21 protein-coding genes are annotated in these 21,884 nt (G+C 64.6%); 8 read left to right on the top strand and 13 right to left on the bottom strand.

The features are described from left to right. A complete protein-coding gene (locus CH283_RS10440) occupies window positions 1-2,136 on the top strand; it encodes a 3-hydroxyacyl-CoA dehydrogenase NAD-binding domain-containing protein (protein ID WP_094638739.1) in 2,136 nt (711 codons plus the stop codon). A gap of 59 nt (window positions 2,137-2,195) precedes the next feature. Here CH283_RS10440 and CH283_RS10435 read toward each other — a convergent pair whose 3' ends face one another. The 5 genes from CH283_RS10435 to fadD5 form a co-directional block, all read right to left on the bottom strand. Further along, window positions 2,196-2,858, bottom strand: coding sequence for a GntR family transcriptional regulator (locus CH283_RS10435; RefSeq protein ID WP_068050457.1), 663 nt, complete (start codon window positions 2,856-2,858; stop codon window positions 2,196-2,198). A 12-nt stretch (window positions 2,859-2,870) separates the two neighbouring features. After that, window positions 2,871-4,043 (bottom strand): cation:proton antiporter, encoded by a 1,173-nt coding sequence (locus tag CH283_RS10430; RefSeq protein WP_094638738.1) that lies wholly within the window; start codon window positions 4,041-4,043, stop codon window positions 2,871-2,873. 20 nt (window positions 4,044-4,063) lie between these two features. Next, window positions 4,064-4,546 (bottom strand): cation:proton antiporter regulatory subunit, encoded by a 483-nt coding sequence (locus tag CH283_RS10425; RefSeq protein WP_094638737.1) that lies wholly within the window; start codon window positions 4,544-4,546, stop codon window positions 4,064-4,066. A gap of 67 nt (window positions 4,547-4,613) precedes the next feature. Then, window positions 4,614-4,928: an integration host factor, actinobacterial type gene (gene mihF, locus CH283_RS10420; protein ID WP_008712632.1), complete on the bottom strand. Its 315-nt coding sequence runs from the start codon at window positions 4,926-4,928 to the stop codon at window positions 4,614-4,616. Between the two features lie 246 nt (window positions 4,929-5,174). After that, entirely contained in the window at window positions 5,175-6,731 is a 1,557-nt protein-coding gene (fadD5, locus tag CH283_RS10415) for a fatty-acid--CoA ligase FadD5 (RefSeq protein WP_094638736.1), read from the bottom strand. A 188-nt stretch (window positions 6,732-6,919) separates the two neighbouring features. Between fadD5 and CH283_RS10410 the strand changes: the two genes are divergently transcribed. Further along, entirely contained in the window at window positions 6,920-8,107 is a 1,188-nt protein-coding gene (locus CH283_RS10410; RefSeq protein ID WP_068050467.1) for a TetR/AcrR family transcriptional regulator, read from the top strand. 12 nt (window positions 8,108-8,119) lie between these two features. Here CH283_RS10410 and CH283_RS10405 read toward each other — a convergent pair whose 3' ends face one another. Beyond that, window positions 8,120-9,016: an oxygenase MpaB family protein gene (locus tag CH283_RS10405; RefSeq protein ID WP_068050468.1), complete on the bottom strand. Its 897-nt coding sequence runs from the start codon at window positions 9,014-9,016 to the stop codon at window positions 8,120-8,122. A 2-nt stretch (window positions 9,017-9,018) separates the two neighbouring features. Beyond that, entirely contained in the window at window positions 9,019-10,536 is a 1,518-nt protein-coding gene (locus CH283_RS10400; protein ID WP_373455129.1) for an aldehyde dehydrogenase family protein, read from the bottom strand. Window positions 10,537-10,638: 102 nt separating this feature from the next. Here CH283_RS10400 and CH283_RS10395 point away from each other — a divergent pair, with 102 nt between their 5' ends. From CH283_RS10395 to CH283_RS10385, 3 genes are read left to right on the top strand one after another with little or no spacing between them, the layout of a single operon-like run. Then, window positions 10,639-11,814, top strand: a complete 1,176-nt coding sequence (locus CH283_RS10395) for an acyl-CoA dehydrogenase family protein (RefSeq protein WP_094638735.1) — start codon at window positions 10,639-10,641, stop codon at window positions 11,812-11,814. Between the two features lie 6 nt (window positions 11,815-11,820). Further along, window positions 11,821-12,456 carry a GntR family transcriptional regulator gene (locus CH283_RS10390; protein WP_255183170.1) on the top strand — a complete coding sequence of 212 codons (636 nt, stop codon included), beginning with the start codon at window positions 11,821-11,823 and terminating at the stop codon, window positions 12,454-12,456. After that, the gene (locus CH283_RS10385; protein WP_094638733.1) at window positions 12,453-12,659 is read left to right on the top strand and encodes a hypothetical protein; all 207 of its coding nucleotides are present in this window, start codon (window positions 12,453-12,455) and stop codon (window positions 12,657-12,659) included. The genes CH283_RS10390 and CH283_RS10385 overlap by 4 nt, the downstream gene beginning before the upstream one ends. Before the next feature lie 8 nt (window positions 12,660-12,667). Here the strand turns inward: CH283_RS10385 and CH283_RS10380 are convergent, their stop codons facing one another. Genes CH283_RS10380 through CH283_RS10370 form a run of 3 tightly spaced genes read right to left on the bottom strand, consistent with a single transcriptional unit; the run spans window position 12,668 to window position 15,943 of the window. Next, window positions 12,668-15,034, bottom strand: coding sequence for an FdhF/YdeP family oxidoreductase (locus tag CH283_RS10380; protein WP_094638732.1), 2,367 nt, complete (start codon window positions 15,032-15,034; stop codon window positions 12,668-12,670). 48 nt (window positions 15,035-15,082) lie between these two features. Beyond that, on the bottom strand, window positions 15,083-15,343 hold the full coding sequence (locus CH283_RS10375; RefSeq protein WP_032379982.1) for an acyl-CoA-binding protein: 261 nt from the start codon (window positions 15,341-15,343) through the stop codon (window positions 15,083-15,085). Window positions 15,344-15,370: 27 nt separating this feature from the next. Continuing rightward, window positions 15,371-15,943 carry a TetR/AcrR family transcriptional regulator gene (locus CH283_RS10370; protein WP_094638731.1) on the bottom strand — a complete coding sequence of 191 codons (573 nt, stop codon included), beginning with the start codon at window positions 15,941-15,943 and terminating at the stop codon, window positions 15,371-15,373. A gap of 23 nt (window positions 15,944-15,966) precedes the next feature. Here CH283_RS10370 and CH283_RS10365 point away from each other — a divergent pair, with 23 nt between their 5' ends. Both CH283_RS10365 and CH283_RS10360 read left to right on the top strand, forming a co-directional pair. After that, window positions 15,967-16,899: an oxygenase MpaB family protein gene (locus CH283_RS10365; RefSeq protein WP_094638730.1), complete on the top strand. Its 933-nt coding sequence runs from the start codon at window positions 15,967-15,969 to the stop codon at window positions 16,897-16,899. Window positions 16,900-16,927: 28 nt separating this feature from the next. Beyond that, window positions 16,928-17,710 carry an alpha/beta fold hydrolase gene (locus tag CH283_RS10360; protein ID WP_094638729.1) on the top strand — a complete coding sequence of 261 codons (783 nt, stop codon included), beginning with the start codon at window positions 16,928-16,930 and terminating at the stop codon, window positions 17,708-17,710. A 54-nt stretch (window positions 17,711-17,764) separates the two neighbouring features. On the opposite strand, the gene CH283_RS10355 is transcribed toward CH283_RS10360, so the two are convergent. Further along, window positions 17,765-19,081 (bottom strand): class I SAM-dependent methyltransferase, encoded by a 1,317-nt coding sequence (locus tag CH283_RS10355; RefSeq protein ID WP_094638728.1) that lies wholly within the window; start codon window positions 19,079-19,081, stop codon window positions 17,765-17,767. Further along, window positions 19,078-20,523 carry an FAD-binding oxidoreductase gene (locus CH283_RS10350; protein WP_176460211.1) on the bottom strand — a complete coding sequence of 482 codons (1,446 nt, stop codon included), beginning with the start codon at window positions 20,521-20,523 and terminating at the stop codon, window positions 19,078-19,080. Before CH283_RS10350 ends, CH283_RS10355 begins: the two co-directional genes overlap by 4 nt. A 257-nt stretch (window positions 20,524-20,780) precedes the next feature. On the opposite strand from CH283_RS10350, the gene CH283_RS10345 reads away from it, so the two are divergent. Continuing rightward, window positions 20,781-21,215 carry an SRPBCC family protein gene (locus CH283_RS10345; protein WP_068050479.1) on the top strand — a complete coding sequence of 145 codons (435 nt, stop codon included), beginning with the start codon at window positions 20,781-20,783 and terminating at the stop codon, window positions 21,213-21,215. Here CH283_RS10345 and CH283_RS10340 read toward each other — a convergent pair. Beyond that, window positions 21,212-21,862, bottom strand: coding sequence for a hypothetical protein (locus tag CH283_RS10340; protein ID WP_141215222.1), 651 nt, complete (start codon window positions 21,860-21,862; stop codon window positions 21,212-21,214). The genes CH283_RS10345 and CH283_RS10340 overlap by 4 nt on opposite strands. Window positions 21,863-21,884 lie beyond the last annotated feature (22 nt).

Raw genomic sequence — 21,884 nt, 5'->3', positions numbered from 1 at the left:
ATGAGCAACAACATGATTCAGTGGGACCAGGACGCCGACGGCATCGTCACGCTGACAATGGACGACCCCAACCAGGGCGCCAACACGATGAACCAGCTGTACAAGGATTCGATGGGTGCCACCGTCGAACGCCTCGAGGCCGAGGTCGACTCCATCACCGGTGTCGTGATCACGTCCGCCAAGAAGACGTTCTTCGCCGGCGGCGATCTGCACACCCTCATCGCAGCCAAGCCCGAGGACGCCCAGCAGGTGTTCGACGAGGTCCAGGAAGTCAAGGGGCAGCTGCGTCGCATCGAGAAGCTCGGCAAGCCGGTCGTGTCCGCCATCAACGGCGCAGCACTCGGCGGCGGACTCGAGATCGCCCTCGCGACGCATCACCGCATCGCGGCCGATGTCTCCGGCGTCCAGATCGGTCTGCCCGAGGTCTCGCTCGGACTGCTTCCCGGCGGCGGCGGCGTTGCTCGCATCACGCGACTGCTCGGCATTCAGACCGGTTTCATGACCGTCCTCGCCCAGGGCACCCGGTTCCGTCCGACGAAAGCTCTCGAGATCGGTTTGATTCACGAATTGGTCGGCAGCATCGACGAATTGGTGCCCGCCGCCAAGGCGTGGATCAAGGCCAACCCCGAGGGTGGCGTCGCACCGTGGGATGTCAAGGGCTACAAGATCCCCGGCGGAACGCCGTCGAACCCGAAGCTCGCGCAGATCCTGCCTGCATTCCCGTCCAACCTGCGCAAGCAGATCAAGGGTGCACCGATGCCGGCTCCGCGCGCGATTCTCGCTGCGGCAGTGGAAGGTGCGCAGGTCGATTTCGACAACGCGTGCACCATCGAGTCGCGGTACTTCACCGAGTTGGTCACCGGTCTGGTGTCCAAGAACATGATTCAGGCGTTCTTCTTCGACCTGCAGGCGATCAACGCCGGCAAGTCGCGCCCGGACGGCATCGAGAAGACCACGTTCACCAAGGTCGCGGTTCTCGGCGCGGGCATGATGGGCGCGGGCATCGCGTACGTGTGTGCCAAGGCCGGAATCGACGTGGTGCTCAAAGACGTTGCCCTCGAGTCGGCTCAGAAGGGCAAGGCCTACTCCGAGGCGATCGAAGCCAAGGCACTCTCGCGTGGCAAGACCACCCAGGAGAAGTCCGACGCTCTGCTGGCCCGTATCCACCCGACGGCCGACGCCAAGGACGTCGAAGGCGCAGACCTCGTCATCGAGGCCGTCTTCGAGTCGGAAGAGTTGAAGCAGAAGGTGTTCCAGGAGATCGAGGACCTCGTCGATCCGACGGCACTGCTCGGTTCCAACACCTCGACGCTGCCCATCACGAGCCTCGCTCAGGGCATCAAGCGTCAGGAAGACTTCATCGGCATCCACTTCTTCTCACCCGTGGACAAGATGCCGCTGGTGGAGATCATTCGCGGCGAGAAGACGTCGGATGCAGCCTTGGCCAAGGCATTCGACCTGGTCCAGCTCATCAAGAAGACCCCGATCGTCGTCAACGACAGTCGCGGCTTCTTCACCTCGCGTGTCATCGGCACGTTCATCAACGAGGCCATCGCGATGTTGGGCGAGGGCGTCGAGCCGTCGACCATCGAGCAGGCCGGACTGCAGGCCGGTTACCCGGCTGCGCCGCTGCAGCTCTCGGACGAGCTCACGCTCAACCTTATGCAGAAGATCCGCAAGGAGACCTACGACGCGCTCATCGCCGCGGGTCAGACTCCTCCCGAGGATCCGGCCGGTGCCGTCATCGACAAGATGGTCGACGAGTTCGAGCGTCCGTCGAAGGCCAAGGGTGCGGGCTTCTACGAGTACGAGGACGGCAAGCGCGCCGGACTGTGGCCCGGACTGCGTGATGCGTTCAAGTCGGGCTCGGCGGACATTCCGTTCGAGGACCTCAAGGAGCGCATGCTGTTCATCGAGGCCATCGAGACGCAGAAGTGCTTCGACGAGGGTGTCCTGAACACCACCGCCGACGCCAACATCGGCTCGATCTTCGGCATCGGATTCCCCGCCTGGACGGGCGGCGTGCACCAGTACGTCGTCGGCTACCCGGGTGGTCAGGCCGGATTCGTCACTCGTGCAGACGAATTGGCAAAGAAGTACGGCGATCGCTTCCAGGTTCCAGCCTCGCTGCGCTGACCCCATGTGAGCGGAACCTCGTAGCAGGCTACGAGTTTCCGCGCACATGCGCGTAGCGCTCACCCGCGGTGCGCGATCAACCTCTCGGCGCCGTCTGTGAATTGTTGCTTCATCAATTCGCAGGCGGCGTCGATGTCGTTTCGAACGAGTGCCTCGATGAGGGCCTCGTGGTTGCGTACTGTCGCTCGGCCCCAGTCGCGGTCGGTGGCGTAGAGGCGGGTGGGTGTGTAGCGGGTGGCGTTGTTGAGAAACCACGCCAGTTTCGCGGATTCGGCGAGTCGGTTGAGGACTCGGTGGAACTCGAATTCGCAGTTCTCGACGTCCTCCGGCCGACCGTTCTCGACGGCGACCGACAGTGCGGCGGTGAGCTCGGCGAGCCGGTCGAGCTCGGCCTCGGTGATCTTCGGCGCGGCGCGGCGAACCAGCTCGGCGGCGATGTGGCCCTGCAGCCAGAAGATGTCGACGATGTCGCTCGGCGTCAGGGGCGAGACCTTGTATCCGCGATGCGGGACGAGTTCGACGATGCCCTCACCCCGCAGCGTCAGCAGTGCCTCGCGAACCGGAGTGACGCTCACCCCGAGTTCGGCGGCGGTCTCGTCGAGTCGGATGAAGTCGCCTGGGCTCACCTCGCCGGACATGACGAGGTGCCGGACGTGGTTGGCCACCTCCTCCGACAGCTGCGGCCGTCGGCGCAGAACCGATGCTCGACGCTTGTCCACCATTCCGAAAGCCAATCACACGGCGGGCTTCGTGCGAAGGAGGACCTTCGCGACCGGTTCGACGACTCGGGCCGCGATGGGCCCCAGGATGGCCATCAGCAGTACGTATGCCGTGGCCAGAGCAGCCAGCTCGCCCTCGACGGCTCCCGCGGCCACGGCCAGCCCGGCGATGACGATGGAGAACTCGCCGCGGGCCACGAGGGCCGCACCGGCGCGCAGTCGGCCCGGTCGCCCTATTCCTTGACGCCTGGCCGCCCACCAGCCCGTCGCGATCTTGGTCGCTGCGGTGGCGACCGCCAGGACGATAGCCCAGCCGAGCACCGGCGGGATGGTTGCCGGATCGGTGGCGAGACCGAACACGACGAAGAACATCGCTGCGAACAGATCCCGGAGGGGTTCGAGAACGCGGGTGGCGTTGGCGGCCGTCGAGCCGGAGATCGCGATACCGAGCAGGAATGCGCCGACGGCGGCCGAGACCTGCAGTTCCGACGCGATTCCGGCCACCAGCAGGGCAGCGCCGAGGACGTTGAGGAGCATGACCTCACGGTCCTTGCTGTCGAGCAGCGAGGAGACCGAGCTGCCGTAGCGCAGAGCGATGACCAGGACGATCGTGACCACCAGCAGGGAGATCCCGAGAGCTTCGAGCCCGCCGAGGAAACTGGCACCCATCAGGACCGTGGTGAGGATCGGCAGGTAGACGGCCATCGCGAGGTCCTCGAACACCAGGATGGAGAGCACGATGGGGGTTTCTCGGTTGCCGAGCCGGCCGAGGTCGGTGAGGACCTTGGCGATGATGCCCGAGGACGAGATGTAGGTGACACCGCCCATCACCAGTGCTCCGACGCCGCCCCAGCCGAGTATCAGTGCCACCACTGCGCCCGGAGTGAAGTTCAGAGCGATGTCGACCAGGCCCGCCAGCCAGGATCGGCGCAGTCCGGTGACGAGTTCGGTGGCGGTGTACTCGAGTCCGAGCAGGAGCAGCAGCAGGATGACGCCGATTTCGCTGGCGATCTCACTGAATTCGTCGATGCCGGCGAGGCTGACGATTCCGCCGTTGCCGAAGGCGAGACCGGCGAGAAGATAGAACGGAATGGGGGAGACCCCGAACTTGCCTGCCACGCGGGCGAGTAGGCCGAGGACGAAGAACACCGCTCCCAGTTCGGTCAGAGCGAGTGCAGTCTCGGCCACCGGGTCAGACCCGACGATTGTCAGGCATTGCCGAGGATCTTGGCAGCTGCGTCCAAACCGTCGGCGGTTCCGACGGCGACCAGCAGATCGCCCGAGACGAGGGTGAAGCCGGGAGTGGGTGACGGTTGTACTTGGCCCGCGCGCATCACTGCGACGATCGAGACGCCGGTCTTGGTGCGCATCCCGGTATCGCCGAGGGGGCGGCCGTCGAAACGCGAGCCCTTCCTGACGGGGAGCTGGCGGGTGTTGATGCCGGGGAGGTCGCGATGCTGTTCCCCGAGCTGAGCGATGAGTTGCGGCGACCCGAGCAGATTGCCCAGAGCCGCCGCTTCCTCATTGCTCAACGTGATGGATTCCTGCGTCGCATCGGGGTCGTCCTTGCGCGAGACGATCAACTCGTTCGCGCCGTCCTTGCGGGTGATGACGCCTATGCGACGCCCGGAAGCGAGGGCGAAATCCTTCCGCACCCCGATTCCCGGCAGCAGGGTCACTTCGACGTTCATGGTCGAAATGCTAGCCCTGCAGGCAACGCATTATCGCCGGATCGGGTGTGAGCCCGACCCAGGTCGATCAGGATGCGACGGCAGCCAGGAGGGCTTCGCGCTGGTTTGCACCGAGGCCACCGATACGGCGGGTATCGGCGATGGACAGCTGCTCGAGCAGCTGTGCGGCGCGCACGGAACCAACACCCGGCAGGGCCTTGATCAGGGCGGACACCTTGGTCTTCTTGACGATCTCGTCGTTCTCCGCCTTGGCGAGAACGTCAGCGACGCTGAGTTCGCCGGACTTGACGGATGCGAGCAGCTTCGACCGCGCAGTGCGTGCCTCGGCCGCCTTGGCCAGCGCCGCGGTGCGCTGTTCCGGTGTCAATACTGGTAAAGCCATGGCCTGTTCTCCTCGATTGTGGTGACCCGTCGCTCGTTGACAGGTCTCGACCCTCTTGCATCGTGCCTGGTGGCTCTCCCAATCTAACCGAACAACACGACTGTCATTCCGGTCGAGCCACCGAACCTTCCCAGCCAGGCTACGTCCTATCCGATTCGGGGTGTGCCCCGACCAGCACTTCGGCCCCGTGTCGGCTCGCGAAGGGCGTCGTGTACCGGGCATGTTCGACGCCTCCCTGCCCGCCTTTCAGGCAGGTGCCGGCGAGTAGGTCTTCCGGAGTGCGACCTTGACCACCTTGCCGCTCGCGTTGCGCGGGAGGGCGTCGACGACGACCAGATCCTTGGGGTGTTTGAACCGCGCGAGATGGTCGCCGAGCCACACGAGAAGCTCGTCGAGTGTCAGGTCCGGGGTGCCGGGCGAATCGTGCAGTGCGACCACCGCGACGGGCACCTCACCCCATCTGTCGTCGGGGCGGCCGATCACCGCGGCCTCGAGAATTCGGGGGTGGGAGAACAGGACGTTCTCGACTTCGGCGCAGTAGATGTTCTCGCCGCCGGAGATGATCATGTCCTTCTTGCGGTCGACGACGAACACGAAGCCTTCCTCGTCCTGGCGTACGAGGTCGCCGGAGTGGAACCAGCCGCCGTGGAATGCGTCCGCCGTCGCGTCCGGGTTCTCCCAGTAGCCCTGCATCAATGTGGGCCCTCGATAGACGATTTCGCCGATCTCGCCCTGCGCCACGTCGTTCATCTCGTCGTCGACGACGCGCGCGGCGATGGTCGGGATGACGCGTCCGACGGAGCCGAGTTTGCGGACGGCGTCGACGCCGTCGAGCACGCAGGTGATGGGCGACATCTCCGTCTGCCCGAAGACCGCGACGTTGAGCGCTCCCGGGAACGTTGTCGACATCGCGCGCAGGACGGTGTCGGAGGCCGGGGCGGCACCCCAGGAAATGACCCGCAGGGCAAGTTCTCTCGGGTTCGCGGCCTGCTCCGCGCACATCGCCTGCCATTGCACGGGGACGAGGAAGAGATTGGTGACACCCTCGGCGGCGAGTACGTCGAGCAGGGTGCCCGGATCGAACGCACCGACCGGGTGGACGACGGTGGGAATGCCGAGCAGCAGGCTCGGCGCGAGACTGCCGAGTGCGGCGATGTGGAACATCGGTGAGGCGCAGAAACCGACCTCGTCGGTGGCGCTCATCTGCAGTGCCCGGATGCAGGTGAAGGCCTGGGCCTGCATGTTCGCGTGCGTGAGGACCGCGCCCTTGGGTCTTCCGGTGGTACCCGAGGTGTACATGATCAAGGCCGGGGCGTCGTCCGGAACGTCGACGGTGTCCGCCGGTTCAGCCGCGGACAGCAGCGCCTCGTAGTCGTCCCCGACGGTGATGATTCCGTTCAGTGAATCACTCTGCGCCACAACTGCTTCGGCCAGCGGAGTGAGCGTGTCGTCGGTGATCACCAGGGTGGAGCCACTGTTCTGCGCGAGAAAGGCCACCTCGGGCGGAGTCATCCGGAAGTTCACCGGCACCGCCAGAGCCCCGAGCGCGTTGATTGCCAGCACCGCCTCGAGGTACTCGGGTCGGTTGAGCATCACGATCAACACCCGGTCGCCGAATCCGATTCCGCGGCTCTGCAGAACGCCTGCGCATCTCGACACGCGGTCGTCGAGTTCGCGCCACGAGATCGATCGCCCCTGGAATCGGAGCGCCACGGCGTCGGGCTGCATGAGGGCGTGCCGTCGAACGTGGTTGTTCCAGTTGTTTCGGTTGGACAACCGGGGTTCGTTCGGGTGAGCGGCCATCGCCGGTTCCTCTCGTCAGCGGTAAGAGCAGGGGATCGAATGTGATGCAGCCTACAGATCGGGCACTGCTTTGTCCGGAGCTTCGTCGACTGCATTTCTGCAGCTCAGCCCTGCAATAAGTTTGCGATCATTCGCATCGATGCCGCTACTATGGGGAATCGAGACGACCGGCGGTGCAAGGGCAGGCGATGAACGAGACAGGTACGACGGCGCAGCGGCGTCGGCCACGGAATCGAAAGGCGCAGATTCTGGTGGCCGCGGCCGAGGCCTTCAGCGAGCGCGGCTATCACCCCGTCGGAATCGAGGACATCGCCGCCACCGTCGGCATTTCCGGGCCTGCGCTGTACCGGCACTTTCCCACCAAGTACTCCTTGTTCGTCCACACCGTCACGCGGATGACCGACTCGTTGGTCGCGGCAACCGATCCGGCCGTCATCGATGTGGAGGATCCGCAGGCTCGGATCGACGCGGTCATCGGTGCCATCATCGCCACCACCCTCGACAATCGGCGCACCGGTGGGTTGTATCGATGGGAGGGGCGCTATCTCGTCGGTTCGGACCGTGAGTACTTACGCCGAGCGCTGCGAACGGTGCACGAGCGGGTGACGGTCCCGCTGCGACAGCTTCGCCCCGATCTGTCCGAATCCGATGCAGCGCTGCTGGCCACCGCGGCAATCAGTGTGGTCGCCAGCATCACCGCGCATCGATCGGCGTTGTCGGCCAAGCAGATCGAGGAGTCGATGCTCGCTGCCGCACGGTCGGTTCTGTGGACCGAACTTCCGCAGCAGGGCAGCGCATCTCCTCACCGCGAATCCGTGCTCGAGCATGCATCGAAACGCGAAGAGCTGCTGCATCATTCGATCAGGCTGTTCTACCTGCACGGCTACCACGAGGTGGGCCTGGACGACATCGGCGCAGCGGCGTCGATCACTGCCTCCAGTGTGTACCGCTATTTCCCCAGCAAGGCCGAACTGCTCGAGGCTGCGTTGCACCGTGCCAACGACCAGCTCACCGACACCCTCGCCGGTGCGCTCGAGCAATCGAGCTCCCCGGTCGACGCGGTGCGGACGTTCGCCAGGCTGTACACCGAATTGACCTTCAGGCAGGGCGAACTCGTGGCCGTGTACTTCGCCGAGATCGGAAATCTGCCGGCCGATCGGCGGACGACGCTGCGCAGAATTCAGCGCCACAACATCGACGGCTGGGCGCAACTACTGCGGGAAGCACGGCCGAACACGAGCGTGGTGGTCTCGAAATTTCTGATCCACGCCGCTCTCGGGTTGGTCTTCGACGTCGGTCGCACGGTGCGGTTCGAGCGCTCCGACCGAACCATGGCCCGTGTGCAGCAGACGATGACAGCGGTACTGCTGGGGTGATCGCCGCCGGACTCAGGCAGGCGTGGCCACGGCGGTGTACGGGCAGGCACCAGCTCCCAGATCCCGAGGGCGGTAGCCGACGGGATAACCGGGGTAGGTCTTGTTCGACGCGTCGGCGGTGGCCCGCGAGTGAGTCCGCTTGGGCAGGAACCGCTCCACCCGGGCTCGGGCACGCAGAGCCCGTACGGCGGCCCGCTCGATCGTCGCCGAGCCGGACGGGAAGCCGAAGGCACCCGCCATCCTGTCGTCCAGCAATGCGAAGACTGCCTGTTTCACGGCGGGGGTGAGCGCGGCGGGGTACCACGAGCAGTACAGCTCGAGGGTGTACGTGCCGATCCGTCGGTTGTCCTCGCTGAAGCGGAACGTGCGCTCCTCGTAGTCGAGCTTGAACTGCGCGAGCTCGGTGTACGAGGAGGGAATGTTCTTGATTCCCATCCGCTTTCCCACTTCGCAGTAGAAGTGGAACGTTGCGAGTCGTTCCTTCGGATGCAGGCGACGCCATCCGTAGGTGTCGATCCACTCGATCGGCTCGTAGATGAACGTCGTCAACACGTAGAGCATGTCGTCGTTCGAGATGTCGAACTGCCCGTGCATCCGGTTGACCATCCGAAGCGATTCGCGGCCCCGCTCGGAGTCGTATCCGTGCTCGAGCAATTCGGCCATCAGCAGCGCGGTGTCGTCGTAGCGCTTCTGCGGCCTGTTCTCGAATTCGCCGGTCCTGACCAACAGAGCCGAGATGGTCGGCACACAGTAGGTACGGAACAACGCGAATTCCAGTGCACGCTGGTAGTCCCACGGAAACTCGTAGCCGGCGGTGATGCGGTGGATCGTGTGGCAATCCCGTACCGGGTCGAGTTCCTCGATGCGGCGGAGCCAGCCGAAGCGCCCCTTCTTCGGCCTGATGTCCATGGTCAGCCCCGTCCGTGACGAAGCTTGAGCGCCAGCACGGACAGCTTCATGTTTCGCGCTTTGCGCTTCATCGTCAGCAGATTGACCGGAGCTGCAAAACTCTGCACGGTCATCGATTTCACGGTGCTGAACTCACGGAGGCCGTCGGCACCGTGGATGCGGCCGAATCCCGAGTCGCCCGTGCCGCCGAACGGCAGCGCCGGAACACCGGCGAAGCCGAGCACCGAATTGACCGTCACGACACCACAATCGAGCTTCTCGGCGGCGCGTCTGCCCACCGCTCCGTCCTGGGTGAACACCGATGCGCCGAGTCCGTACTTGGACGCGTTGGCGCGTTCGATGGCCTCGTCCAGATCGCGCACCTTGTTGACCACCACGGTCGGACCGAAGGTCTCCTCGGTGATCGCCGTCGAATCCTCGGGTACGTCGGTGAGAACCACCGGGTCGATGTACGGACCGTGCAACGAGTCGAGTCCGCCGACGACCGCCTTGCCGCCCTTGGCCAGAGCGTCCTCGATCTGGCCGCGCACGATGTCGCTCTGCTTACCCAGCGTCATGGGACCGTACGACGAGGTCTTCGTTCCGCCGGGCTTCAGTGCCCTCACCGCGGCGGTGAACTCGCCGACGAATCGGTCGTACACCGGAGCCGCGACGTAGATGCGTTCGACGCCCGCGCAGGTCTGCCCGGCGTTGCCCATCGCGCCGAACGTCGCGAATTCCACTGCGGCAGTGATGTCCGCGTCTGCGTCGACGAGCATCGCGTCCTTGCCGCCGCACTCGGCGACGAGTGGGGTCAGCGACTTCGCGCAGGTGGCCATGACCTTCTTGGCCGTGGCGGTGGATCCGGTGAACGCGATCTTGTCGACACCGGATTCGACGAGGGCGGTGCCGGTGGATCCGTCGCCGGTGATCGTCTGGAACACCGGGTGCGGAGCGGCAAGCGACTGCCACTTCTCGGCCAACCAGGTCCCGACGCCAGGCGTCAGTTCGCTCGGTTTGAACACGACGGTGTTGCCTGCCGCGAGGGCGTACGCGATCGAACCCATCGGTGTGTAGAGCGGGTAGTTCCAGGGGCCGATCACTCCGACGACACCGAACGGGCGGTACCCGACGTAGGCCTTCTGGTTCACGGCGAGCAGGCCCGATCCGACCTTGCGCTGCCGCAGGATCTTCTCGGCGTTGCGGGCCGCCCAGTCGAGGTGTTCGACGCCGAGCATGACCTCGAGCAGAGAGTCCTCGTCCGGCTTGCCGGTTTCGGCGGCGATGACGGTAGCGAGGCTCGCGGCGTCCTTGGCGATGGCGGACTTGAATTCGAGCAGCCACCTTTTGCGTCCGACAAAACCCTGCACGTCCCACCAGCGCGCGGCCGACCGGGCGCGAGCGACGGCGACGTCGACCTCTGCGGTGCCCGCGATCGGATACGTGGCGAGCGCGACACCTGTTCTGGGGTCGAGGCTTTCGAAGGTGCTCTCGTTCGTTCGTTCGATCTGGTCTGTCACGGGCTCTATCCTCCAGCAGATCGCATCACATATATTTGATGTGATTCAATGTTGTCCAGGACACACTATGCGTCCGATTCGGTTGCTACAACCCCCGCCGCCTCGATGTGCAGGAGCCGATTCATGAGTATCGATCTCACCCAGGAACAGACCGCGTTCGCCCAGGCTGTCGCGTCCTTCTGCGCCAAGGAGGCCGGCACCCGCGCCCAGCGGGACGCGCTCACCGAGCACGGGAAGCACACCCACAATCAGGCGCTCTACGACAAGATGGCCGAGCTGGGCTGGTTGGGTGCGATCATCTCCGAGGAGCATGGCGGGGCGGGCGGCAGCACCGTCGACCTGTGCATTCTGCTCGAAGAATCTGCCAAGGCCATGGCTCCCATCGGCGGCATCGGACCCACCCTGATCACCGGCGCGGCCTACGAGAAATTCGGCACACCCACACAGAAGGAGACCGTTCTCGGCGGCATCGTCGCCGGGCGGAGCTATTCGATCTCGATGTCCGAGCCCGAGGCCGGCTCGGACGTCGGCAACCTCAGCTGCCGCGCCGAGAAGACCGACACCGGCTGGCTGATCAACGGCCAGAAGACCTGGTGCTCCAACGCGCACTTCGCCGATCGGATCCTGCTCGTCGCACGCACCGGCAGGAGCGGAGCCGGCGGAGCGACCCAGGGAGGCAGAGAGGGTGGGAAGCACGAAGGCCTGACGATGTTCGACGTTCCGGCCGATGTCGAGGGCCTGAACATCGTCGGCATCGACACGATGGGCGGCAAGGAAGTCAACGACCTGTACTTCACCGACTGCGCGCTGCCCGAGGACGCGGTGGTCGGGGTGGAAGGGCAGGGATGGTCTCAGCTGATGACCGGTCTGAACATCGAGCGCCTCATTCTCGCGGCGATGATGCTCGGTACGGCGCAACGAGCATTCGACGACACACTCGACTTCATCACCCAGCGACAGCAATTCGGACGGCCCGTCGGAACGTTCCAGGCACTACGACATCGGATCGCCGATCTGGCCACCGAGATCGAGTGCGGCCGGCTGCTGGTCTACCACGTGGCTCGGTTGGTCGACGAGAACCCGACGAAGCTCTTCCCGCGCGAGGCGTCGATGGCCAAGCTCAAGCTCACCGAGACCGCCAAGAAGGTGGCGCTCGAAGGCATGCAGATGATGGGTGGCTACGGCTACGCCACCGAGTTCGACATGGAAAAGCATGTCAGGACCACTCTCGTGTCCTCGATCTACGGCGGTACCAACGAGATTCAGCGCGACATCATCGGCAAGACGTACGGACTGTAGATCATCGTGTTGCGTCGTCGCCCACAGCTCGCGGAGGATGTCGCCGCCAGTATTCGCCAGCAGATCGTCACGGGTGCGCTCGAGCCAGGGGCATTCGTGCGAATCGACGAGACGGCGGCGGAGTTGGGCGTCAGTGCCACTCCGGTACGGGAAGCACTCGTTTCGCTGCGCGGCGAAGGGCTCGTCGAGCAGGTGCCTCGACGCGGCTACCGCGTCGGTGAGCTCTCGCGCCAGGATGTGGACGACATCTTCTGGCTGCAGGGGACCATCGCCGGCACACTCGCCGGTCGGGCCGCTCGCAGCATCACACCCGAGCATCTGGATCGGCTGACCGCACTCAACGACGGCCTCCGTGACGCCGTGGCCCGCTCGGATACCGAATCGGTTGAGTACTACGAGTTCGAGTTCCATCGATTCGTGAACAAGATCGCAGGAGGAACCAAATTGGCGTGGTTCCTCCTCGGTGCGGTCAGATACACGCCGCGGTTGTACGCGACCGACAAGCGATGGGGTGAAGATGCAGTGCGCAGTCACGAAGAACTGATCGAGGCCTTTGCGCGACGCGATGTCGAGGCCGCCGACGACGTGATGCGTCGACAGTTCCGGCAGTGGGACATCGGTGCGGAATCGACGCCGTCGTGACCGGCGATCCGGATTTTCTGCGCAAGTCCATGACCGGGCTCGAGTTACCTTGGAACCCGGTCGAGCAGAGACGGTTTGCGCTGTTGCTGCGCAGCGCGTCCCTGCTCAACCGGGTGTTGCCGCCCGTCGTGCGAGCATTTCCGTTCAACATCCTGCTGCGCGATGTCGAGCGTCGGATGCGTTCGGGTCGAGCACTGGTCTAGTACGAGCCTCAGCTCAGGTGATGCGGCTGCGGGTGCGACTTGTGCCCCTCGTCCGAACCCTCGTTGTCCTGATGACCGTTCGAGGTTCCCTGCACACCCGTCCCCGCCGGAACCATCGAGATGATCACCGACTTCGAGGTGGGGCAGTTGCTCTGCAGCGCAGTCGAATCCAACGGGATCAACGGATTGGTCTCGGGATAGTACGCAGCAGCCGATCCCCGCGGGGTGTCGTACTCGACGATGCGGAACGACGGCGCGCAGCGATCCACGTCGTCGTCGTCCCACTTGGTGACGAGATCGACCATGTCACCGTTGCGGAAACCGAGGGCCGAGATGTCCTCGCGGTGCACGAAGATGACGCGTCGGCCGTTCTCGATCCCACGGTACCGATCGCTGAGGCCGTAGATCGTGGTGTTGAACTGATCGTGGCTACGCAGCGTCTGCAGGATCAGATGGCCCGGCGGAACCTGCAGCACATCGATCGGTGACACCGCGAATTCGCCTCGGCCACTCTTGGTCTCGAAGGTCCGGCTGTCGCGGGGCGGGTGCGGAAGCACGAAGCCGCCGGGGCGTCGAACATTGACCTCGTAACCCTCGCAACCGGCGACGACGCGGGAGATGTGCTTGCGGATGTTGCGGTAGTCGTCGCGGAAGCCTCTCCAATCGAGACCGTAGCGGTCGCCGAGTGTCGCCTCTGCGATGCCGCTGACGATCGCGACCTCGGAACGAAGGAACTCGCTCGCGGGCTTCAACGGTCCGCGCGAGGAATGCACCGAGCACGTGGAGTCCTCGACCGAGATCCATTGCTCACCACTGGCTTGCACGTCCTTCTCGGTGCGGCCCAGGGTCGGCAGGATGATCGACGTCTCACCGCACACGAGGTGCGAGCGGTTGATCTTGGTGGAGATCTGCACCGTCATCCGCATCTTGCGCAGCGCCTCGAAGGTGACGTCACTGTCCGGTGTCGCCTGGACGAAGTTGCCGCCGAGTCCGAGGAAGAAATGCGCCTTGCCGTCGCGCATGGCCCGGATGGAATCGACGGTGTCCAAGCCGTGCTCGCGCGGCGGCTCGAAGTCGAACTCCGCCGCCATCGCGTCGAGGAACTTCACCGGAGGGCGTTCCCAGATACCCATCGTGCGGTCGCCCTGCACGTTCGAGTGGCCGCGCACCGGTAGCAGTCCGGCACCTGCTCGGCCGATGTTGCCCTGTGCGAACGCGAGATTGGTGACTTCCTTGATGGTCGCGACGGCATTGCGGTGCTGCGTCAGACCCATGGCCCAGCAGTAGACCGTGGCCTTGGAGTCGCGCAACATCTCGGCTGCCTCGGTGATCTGCGCAACCGACAATCCGGTCACCTCGGTGACGAGATCCCAGTCGACCTCGGCGACATGCGCCTTCCATGCGTCGAAGCCGACGGTGTAGTTGTCGAGGAACTCGTGATCGAGTGCATCCCACTTCACCAGCAGTGAGCCGATGGCCTGGAAGAGTGCGAGGTCGCCGTTGAGCTTGATCGGCAGGTGCAGATCCGACAGGTCCGTTCCCGGGCCAACCATGCCGCGCGGGGTCTGCGGGTTCTTGAAGTTGAGCAGACCCGCTTCGCGAAGTGGGTTGATGGACAGAATCTTTGCGCCGTTCTGCTTGGCCATCTCGAGGGCCGAGAGCATACGGGGATGATTGGTTCCGGGATTCTGACCGGCGAGGATGATCAGCTCGGCAGTGTGGACGTCGTCGAGCGTGACGCTGGCCTTGCCGATGCCGATGGACTCCTGCAGCGCGATGGACGTCGACTCGTGACACATGTTGGAACAGTCGGGCATGTTGTTCGTGCCGAACGCCCGGGCGAAGAGCTGATAGGTGAACGCGGACTCGTTCGAGGCGCGACCCGAGGTGTAGAAGATGGCCTCGTCGGGACTCGCGAGAGACTTCAGTTCGTCGCCGATCAGGCGGAAAGCGTCGTCCCACTCGATGGGCTCGTAATGGCTGCCGCCGGGCAGCTTGATCATCGGGTGCGTGATCCGGCCCTGCTGGCCCAGCCAGTGCTCGGTGTGACTGTCGAGTTCGGCAATGCTGTGCTGCGCGAAGAACTCCGGCGTCGCCCGCGTCGTCGTCGCTTCCTCGGCAACGGCCTTCGCGCCGTTCTCGCAGAATTCCGCCGCGTGCCGGTGGCCCGGATCAGGGTCGGGCCACGCGCAGCTCATGCAGTCGAAACCCTCGGCCTGATTGAGCTTGAGCAGCGTCTGCGCGGTGCGCTTCGGGCCCATGTGCCCGAGCGCTCGCTTCATCGACACTGCGACGGCGACGGGGCCTGCCGCGTGGGTCTTCGGCTTTTCGATGTCGAGCTCGGCCTCGTCGACGTCGCTGTCGGTGCGTCTCATGCGGGTCCCTTCGTTGCGTTACCCCCGCACTCGACCATAGCCGTTGGCTCAGCCGGCGAGGAGCTTGGTCACCAGATCCACGTACTGCTGCTTCGCCGAATCCTGGCTCGTACCTTCGAGCTTCGCCCAGGCATCGAACTTCGCTCGGTTCACCATGTCCAGTCGTCCGGGCCGCTTACCCGACGCGTCACCGATCGAACCCTGCTTGTAGAGCGAGTACAGGCTCAGTAGGTCGTCGTTGCTCGGCTTGGACGTGAGCTTCTTGACGTCTACCTGCGCGTCGGCGAACGACTGGTCGAGATCGGACATGAAGAACTCCTTCGGTTAGAGGTGGTGTCATCCTCGCACGGAGGCCTCGGAGATCAGCCGAATGCAGTGCGCCACGAGGGCTTCGCGGGTGACGGTGAGCGTGCCGTCGAGATAGCCGATGAACAGGGCCGTCAACGCCCCGACGGTTCCGACGGCGATCAGCTGTCGATCGTCGGTGTCGGGCAGTTGGGAGTGCACCAGCTCGACGAAGCCGGGCAGGAGATCGAGACCGCGTCGGCTCAGTGCCGGTTCGGCCAACGGCGCGATGAGCAGCACCCGTCCCGTTCGCGGTTCGTCGATGATGAGTTCGACGAATGCGCGCACCGGCGCGGCGATGGTGTCCTCGGCAGTGCTCGCCTGCATCACGGCGTCGAGCAAAGCGCCCTGCGCTCTGGTGCCGACCCACGCGTACACCGCGCGGACGAAGGCGTCGCGGTCGGCGAAGCTCTCGTAGAAGTACCGCTCGGTCAGGCCGGCGGTACGGCAGACGGCCCGCACGTTGACGGCCGGACCGTCCGGCGAGCCGAGGAGCTCGACCCCGGCCGCGAGCAACGCGTCGTAGCGCTTGGATCTGCGTTCCTCCAACTGTTGACTACGCATGTTGTCAACCCTAGTCTGACAACATGCGTAGTCAGCCCGATCGACCCGTCCCGCTCGCTCCGGATTCGCTCACCTGGAAGTATTTCGGAGACTGGCGCGGGATGCTGCAGGGCGTCTGGGCAGGGTCGATGCAGAACATGCACCCAGGGCTCGGAGCCGGGGTGGAGCAACACTCCACGTTCTTCGACGAGCGCTGGCAGCGGCTGTACCGGTCCCTTTACCCCATCGGTGGGGTCGTGTTCGACGGCGATCGGGCCGAGGAGACCGCACTGCAGGTCCGCGGCTATCACACGAACATCAAAGGGATCGACTCCAAGGGCCGCAAGTACCACGCGCTCGATCCCGACACGTTCTACTGGGCGCACGCCACCTTCTTCATGGGCACGGTGCTCACCGCAGACCACTTCATGGGCGGGCTGACCGAGGCTCAGAAGGTGCAGCTGTTCGACGAGCACGTGCAGTGGTATCGCCTCTACGGCATGAGCATGCGGTCGGTGCCTGCCACCTGGCCGGAGTTCCAGCAGTACTGGGATCACATGTGCCGACACGTGTTGGAGGACAACATGGCCGCCCGCGGGGTGTTGGACCTGTCGAAGCTGGGACCACCGCCTTATGCGGCCTGGCTGCCCGAGCCGCTCTGGGCCGTGTTCCGGCGTCCGGTGGCGAAGTTGTTCGTCTGGATCACCGTCGGGCTCTACGACGAGCCGGTACGCACGCTCCTCGGCTACAGCTGGTCCGAGCGGGACGAGAAGCGCCTGGCGCTGTTCGGCAAGGCAGTGAACTTCGTGTTCGGGTTGGTGCCACCACGACGGCGACTGCACCCGAGAGGCCGCGCCGGATGGGATCGTGTCAAGGGCCGAACCCCGAGAACGGCACCGTTGGTGCACACACCGGCCCGCAATCTGCCGCCCGTGGAACGGCGATCGGACCCCTCGCACTACAGCCCCAAGGTGTAGATCGGCGCGCTCGGGGTACAACGCCGGTATGCACAGTGTCAGAACCGGAAGCGGAACCCCGATCGTCCTCGTCCACGGGCTCGGGTCCTCTCACGGAAACTGGGACCCGATCGTCCCCGCCCTCGCCAAACATCGTGAGGTCATCGCCCTCGACCTGCCCGGGTTCGGAAAGACTCCGCCGCTGCCCGAGGTCTCCATCGCGTCGTTGACCGACGCGTTGCGGGAATTTCTCGACAACGAAGGTCTCTCCGACGCCGATCTCGTCGGAAGCTCGATGGGTGCGCGCATGGTCGTCGAACTGGCCCGCCGCGGTCACCGAGGCTCGATGGTGGCGCTCGATCCCGGCGGGTTCTGGAACGACCGGCAGGTCAAGATCTTCGGAGCCACGATCACCGCGTCGTTGGCACTGATGAAGAACGTGCAGCCGCTCGTGCCGTTCCTGGCCGGTAACCCGGTCACCAGAACTGCTGCACTGGCGCAGTTCTCGGCCGCGCCCTGGAAACTTCCGAGTGGGCTGGTCGAGCAGGAGCTGAGGGGTTTCTCCACCAAGACATCACCTTCGCTCGACGCCGCACGCAAGGCGCTGATCCACGGGCCGAAGCAACAGGGTTCCCCGAAAGGTTCCCTGCAGGGCTCGCTGCTCATCGGCTGGGGCCGTCAGGACAAGGTCACCACACCCAGCCAGGCCACAGTGGCGTTGGAGCGATTCCCCGACGCCACCCTGCACTGGTTCGACAAATGCGGACACTTCCCGCACTGGGATCAGCCGACCGAGACCGCGCGAGTCATCCTGCGGGGAACGGGTCGCTGACGCTCCCATGTGCGCGGAACCTCGTAGCAGGAGTCGAGTTTTCGCTCACAAGCGTCAGCCGTTCCACCAAGGCCGCAGGGGGACGTCGGCCTGTCCCTTCGGTCCGAGTTTGACGGCCAGAACCTGGTGCAGCTGAACCACATTGCGCTCGAAGCCGAGCCGGGACCCGGCCATGTACAGGCCCCAGACACGGGCTGTTCCTTCACCGGCTTCGGCGACGCAGGCGTCCCAGTTCTCGACGAGGTTCCGGCACCAGCCGGCCAGCGTCAGCGCGTAGTGCTCGCGCAGGTTCTCCTCGTGCCGAACCTCGAGTCCGACGTCCTGGATCTCGGTGATGATGCGGCCCGAGCCGGTGAGTTCGCCGTCGGGGAAGACGTACCGGTCGATGAAGCTGCCGGCCTTGGCGTGTGCGCGATTGTCCGGCCGGGTGATCGAGTGGTTGAGGAGCCGGCCGCCGTCGCGCAGCTTGGACTGGATGAACGTGAAGTACGACGGGTAGTTGTGCACGCCGATGTGCTCGGTCAGCCCGATGGAGGAGATGGCGTCGAAGTTGGTCTCGGGCACGTCGCGATAGTCCGAGAAGCGCACCTCGGCCAACTCTGACAGGCCCTCGTCGGCGATGGCCTGCTGTGCCCACGACGCCTGCTCCTGGGAGAGCGTCACACCGATCACCTTCACTCCGCGGCGGGCGGCGTAGCGCACCATCGAGCCCCAACCGCAGCCGATGTCGAGCAGGCGATCACCCGGTTGCAGGCCGAGCTTGTCGAACACCAAGCGATACTTGTTCTCCTGTGCGGCTTCCAGCGACTGATCGGCGCTCTCGAACGCCGCGCAGGTGTACGTCATGGAGGGGCCGAGCACCTTCTCGTAGAAGGCATTGGACACGTCGTAGTGATGGTGGATCGCTTCGGCATCGCGAGTCTTGGAGTGGCGCAGACCTTCTGCGATGCGACGCCACCGCGGAATCGCTTCCTGGGGTGGGGGAGCGATGGGCCGCAACACATCCCAGCCGAGCGAACGGGCGATCGATGTCAGCGTCATCGCCGAGGGGCGACGGAAGTGCAGCTCGTCGCCCATCAGCGCCAGCAGCTCGTAGGGGTCGCCCGGATGGACTCCCGTTGCTTCGAGATCGCCCGAGACGTACGCGCGCGCCATGCCGAGATCGCCGGGAGCGGTTGCCAGATAAGTGGTTCCGCGGGGGCTCTTGAGGTTGAGGCCGATTCTCGCGTCCTCGGGTCCTGCGGTGCTGCCGTCGTAGGCGGTGAAGCGCAGTGGGATGTTGCCGTCGGAGATCAGTTCGAGAATCTCGGAGATCTTGAGCTTCTGGGCACCGTTCACCGTGCGATTGCCGGAGTCCTTGAACGTCGTCATCTGCGTTGCACCGCCTTCGAGTACAAATCCAACAATCGGGATTCGGGATCGTATTTCTTCTTCAACACTTCGTATCGATCGCCGCCGTACAGAACGGCGAATTCATGTTCGGTGTAATAAGCGTCCGAGTACAGCGATTTATGCCCGTCGAACTCGGTGACCTTCTTCTCGATGGCGCGGTTCGCGGCACCCTCTGGTTCGCCTGCAACGATCGGGACCGAAGACCAGAAGCCGATGTTGACGTAGGTGCGTTTCGGTTCGAGTGGATACAGCGGCCACGGCCTGGCCGGATTCGCGCCCGGTGCTGCGGGCTCACGAAGACGCAACGGGCACAACCACAACGGCTCGATCGGGATGTTGTCGAGGAACCACGCCACGAAGCCTGCGGTGTGCTCGATCGGAACCTCGACATCCTGCACGACGCGTTCGCGCGGCGGATTTCCTTTGCGTTTCTCGAGTCGGTCGCCGATGTCGTACTTACGATCGAGGCCGATCAGTTTCCAGTAGAAGCTACTGCGCCGGTACTTGCGCGGCCAGAACCGTCGGATTCTCGGGTTCTGTGTTCCGAACGCTCGGGAGCACCAGAACCAATCGGTGTCCCAGCGCCACAGGTAGTCGTGAATGGTGAGGCGGTCGGTCTTGGGTGTATCCGACGCGTGCTGGATCGATCGGTAGAAGATGTCGGCACCGGTGTAGTCGCTGACCGGTCCCGGTTCGTCGGTCTGGACGCCGAGGGTGAGGTAGCTTTCGTCGGCGCTGAACACCACACCGTCGAGGTACTGGACCTCGATGCCGTCGTACTCGCGCTCGTCGACGATGCGGTCCATCGTGGACTGCAAGGTGTCGAGATCGTGAAATCGCAGGTGGCGCAACGCGACATACGGCAACACGGGTTCGAGCTGGATCTTCAGCCGAGTGGAGTAGCCGAGGGTTCCGTACGAGTTGGGAAAGCCCCAGTAGAGATCCGCGTGTTCGCCCTCCGGTGTTGCGGTGACGATCTCGCCGCTGCCGGTGAGGACATCGATCTCGAGCACCGATTCGTGGGGGAGTCCGCTACGAAACGACGTGGACTCGATGCCGAGTCCGGTGACGGCTCCGCCGAGGGTGATCGTCTTGAGCTGCGGGACGACGAGGGGTGCCAGGCCGTAGGGAAGCGTCGCGTCGACCAGGTCCTCGTAGGTGCACATTCCGGCGACATCTGCTGTGCGCGAGGCGGGATCGACGGTGATGACCTTGCTCAGGCCCGACACGTCGAGCCCCGGTGTGGTGGTGGTCGTCCTGGCCCGGAACAGGTTGGACGTCTTCTTCGCCAGACGCACCGTCGCATCGGCGGGAATTGCGCGATAGCTGCGAAGCAGCTGCTCGACACCCGACCGGTGCGCTGCGTAACCGCTCTCCCTCGGTTCTGGCCGTCGTCCGAGAAGAGCATTCACTGAAGCCACACTCAGACGCTATATCTCGTACCGCGTGGTATCCACCGGCATCGGCGTCCCACCGGTGAAACTTCACGCAACTGTTGCCGAATCTCCGCGGAGAATCGGAGTAAATCGGACAAATGGTTGCGTCATGCATGTGTTTTGCGGGATGAGATTTATGTGTGTGAAGCACATCACACACGGTCCGGCGGGATGCCTGCCGCGCGTGCGCGGCGAGGCAGTATGGACGAACATCCCGTTCGCTATCGAAGGAGAACGTTTCCGTGGCTCAGGTCAGTGCATCCAGTTCCGCCACCATCGCCACCACACCGGATCGAGTGCTCGCTGCGCTCGCCGACTACGAGACGGTGCGCCCACGCATCCTCCCCGAGCAGTACCGCGACTACGAGGTGGTCCAGGGCGGGCAAGGAGACGGAACCGTGGCCACGTGGACCCTGCAGGCCACCGAGAAGCGAGTGCGCAACGTCGCCGCGACCGTCACCGTCGCCGGATCGACCATCACCGAACGCGACGCCAATTCCTCCATGGTCACCACCTGGTCGGTCGCCCCGGACGGCGCGGGCACCACGGTCACCACGACGACGGAGTGGAAGGGCGCAGGCGGCATCGGCGGATTCTTCGAGAAGACCTTCGCACCGCTGGGACTGAAGAAGATCCAGGCCGCGACGCTGGAGAACCTGCGCCGCGAGTTGATCTAGGCCTGCTCGAAGTCGGGGGCCTCGATGAGCTCGAGTGTTCCGACGACCACGGTGCGCATCGACCACAGGAACATCCCGTCGGGTCCACGGTCGACCGTGTCGTAGGCCCCCGGCAGTGTGTCCAGGTCGGTGCGCGCCGCGATCGCGTCGTCGTATTCACGATCGCGTCGAGCAGAGTTGTAGACCATCTCGGCCAAGGCCAGCGCATGCTCGCAGACGGTGATGACAGCCCACGTCGCCTGCTTCGGAGTGAGGTCGTATCGAGTTCGATAGCGCGTCTGCACCGAGTCGGCCATACGGATGGCGTCGATCGAGCTGGGAGTAAGGCCGATCAGATACTCCGCGATACCCGGGTTGGAGTGAACCAGCTCGCGCATCGCGGAAGCGAGGGCCAGCAACGCGTCGTGCATCGATTCGTCGTCACCGGGAAGCGGCGGCGACCACCTGCGCAGAATCTCCTCCGCCACGAGGGCCTTGAGTGAACAAAGATCGTCGATGTTGTTGTAGATCGCGACGATCGACACGCCCAGGCTTTCGGCCACCGACTTGACCGACACCTTCGGCAGCGTCAGCGCAATACCCGCCTCGGCCATGGTCTGAGGCGTCACCCGACGCTTGCGAGGGGAGGGGCTCGCAGGCTGATCCATTCCGCAAGACTACGTGCGCTCA

The organism is Rhodococcus sp. 05-2254-2 (assembly GCF_002259095.1).
In the GTDB taxonomy this organism is placed as follows: domain Bacteria; phylum Actinomycetota; class Actinomycetes; order Mycobacteriales; family Mycobacteriaceae; genus Rhodococcoides.
The sequence above is the reverse complement of the archived record's forward strand: the minus strand, read 5'-3'. Positions and strand labels throughout refer to the sequence as shown.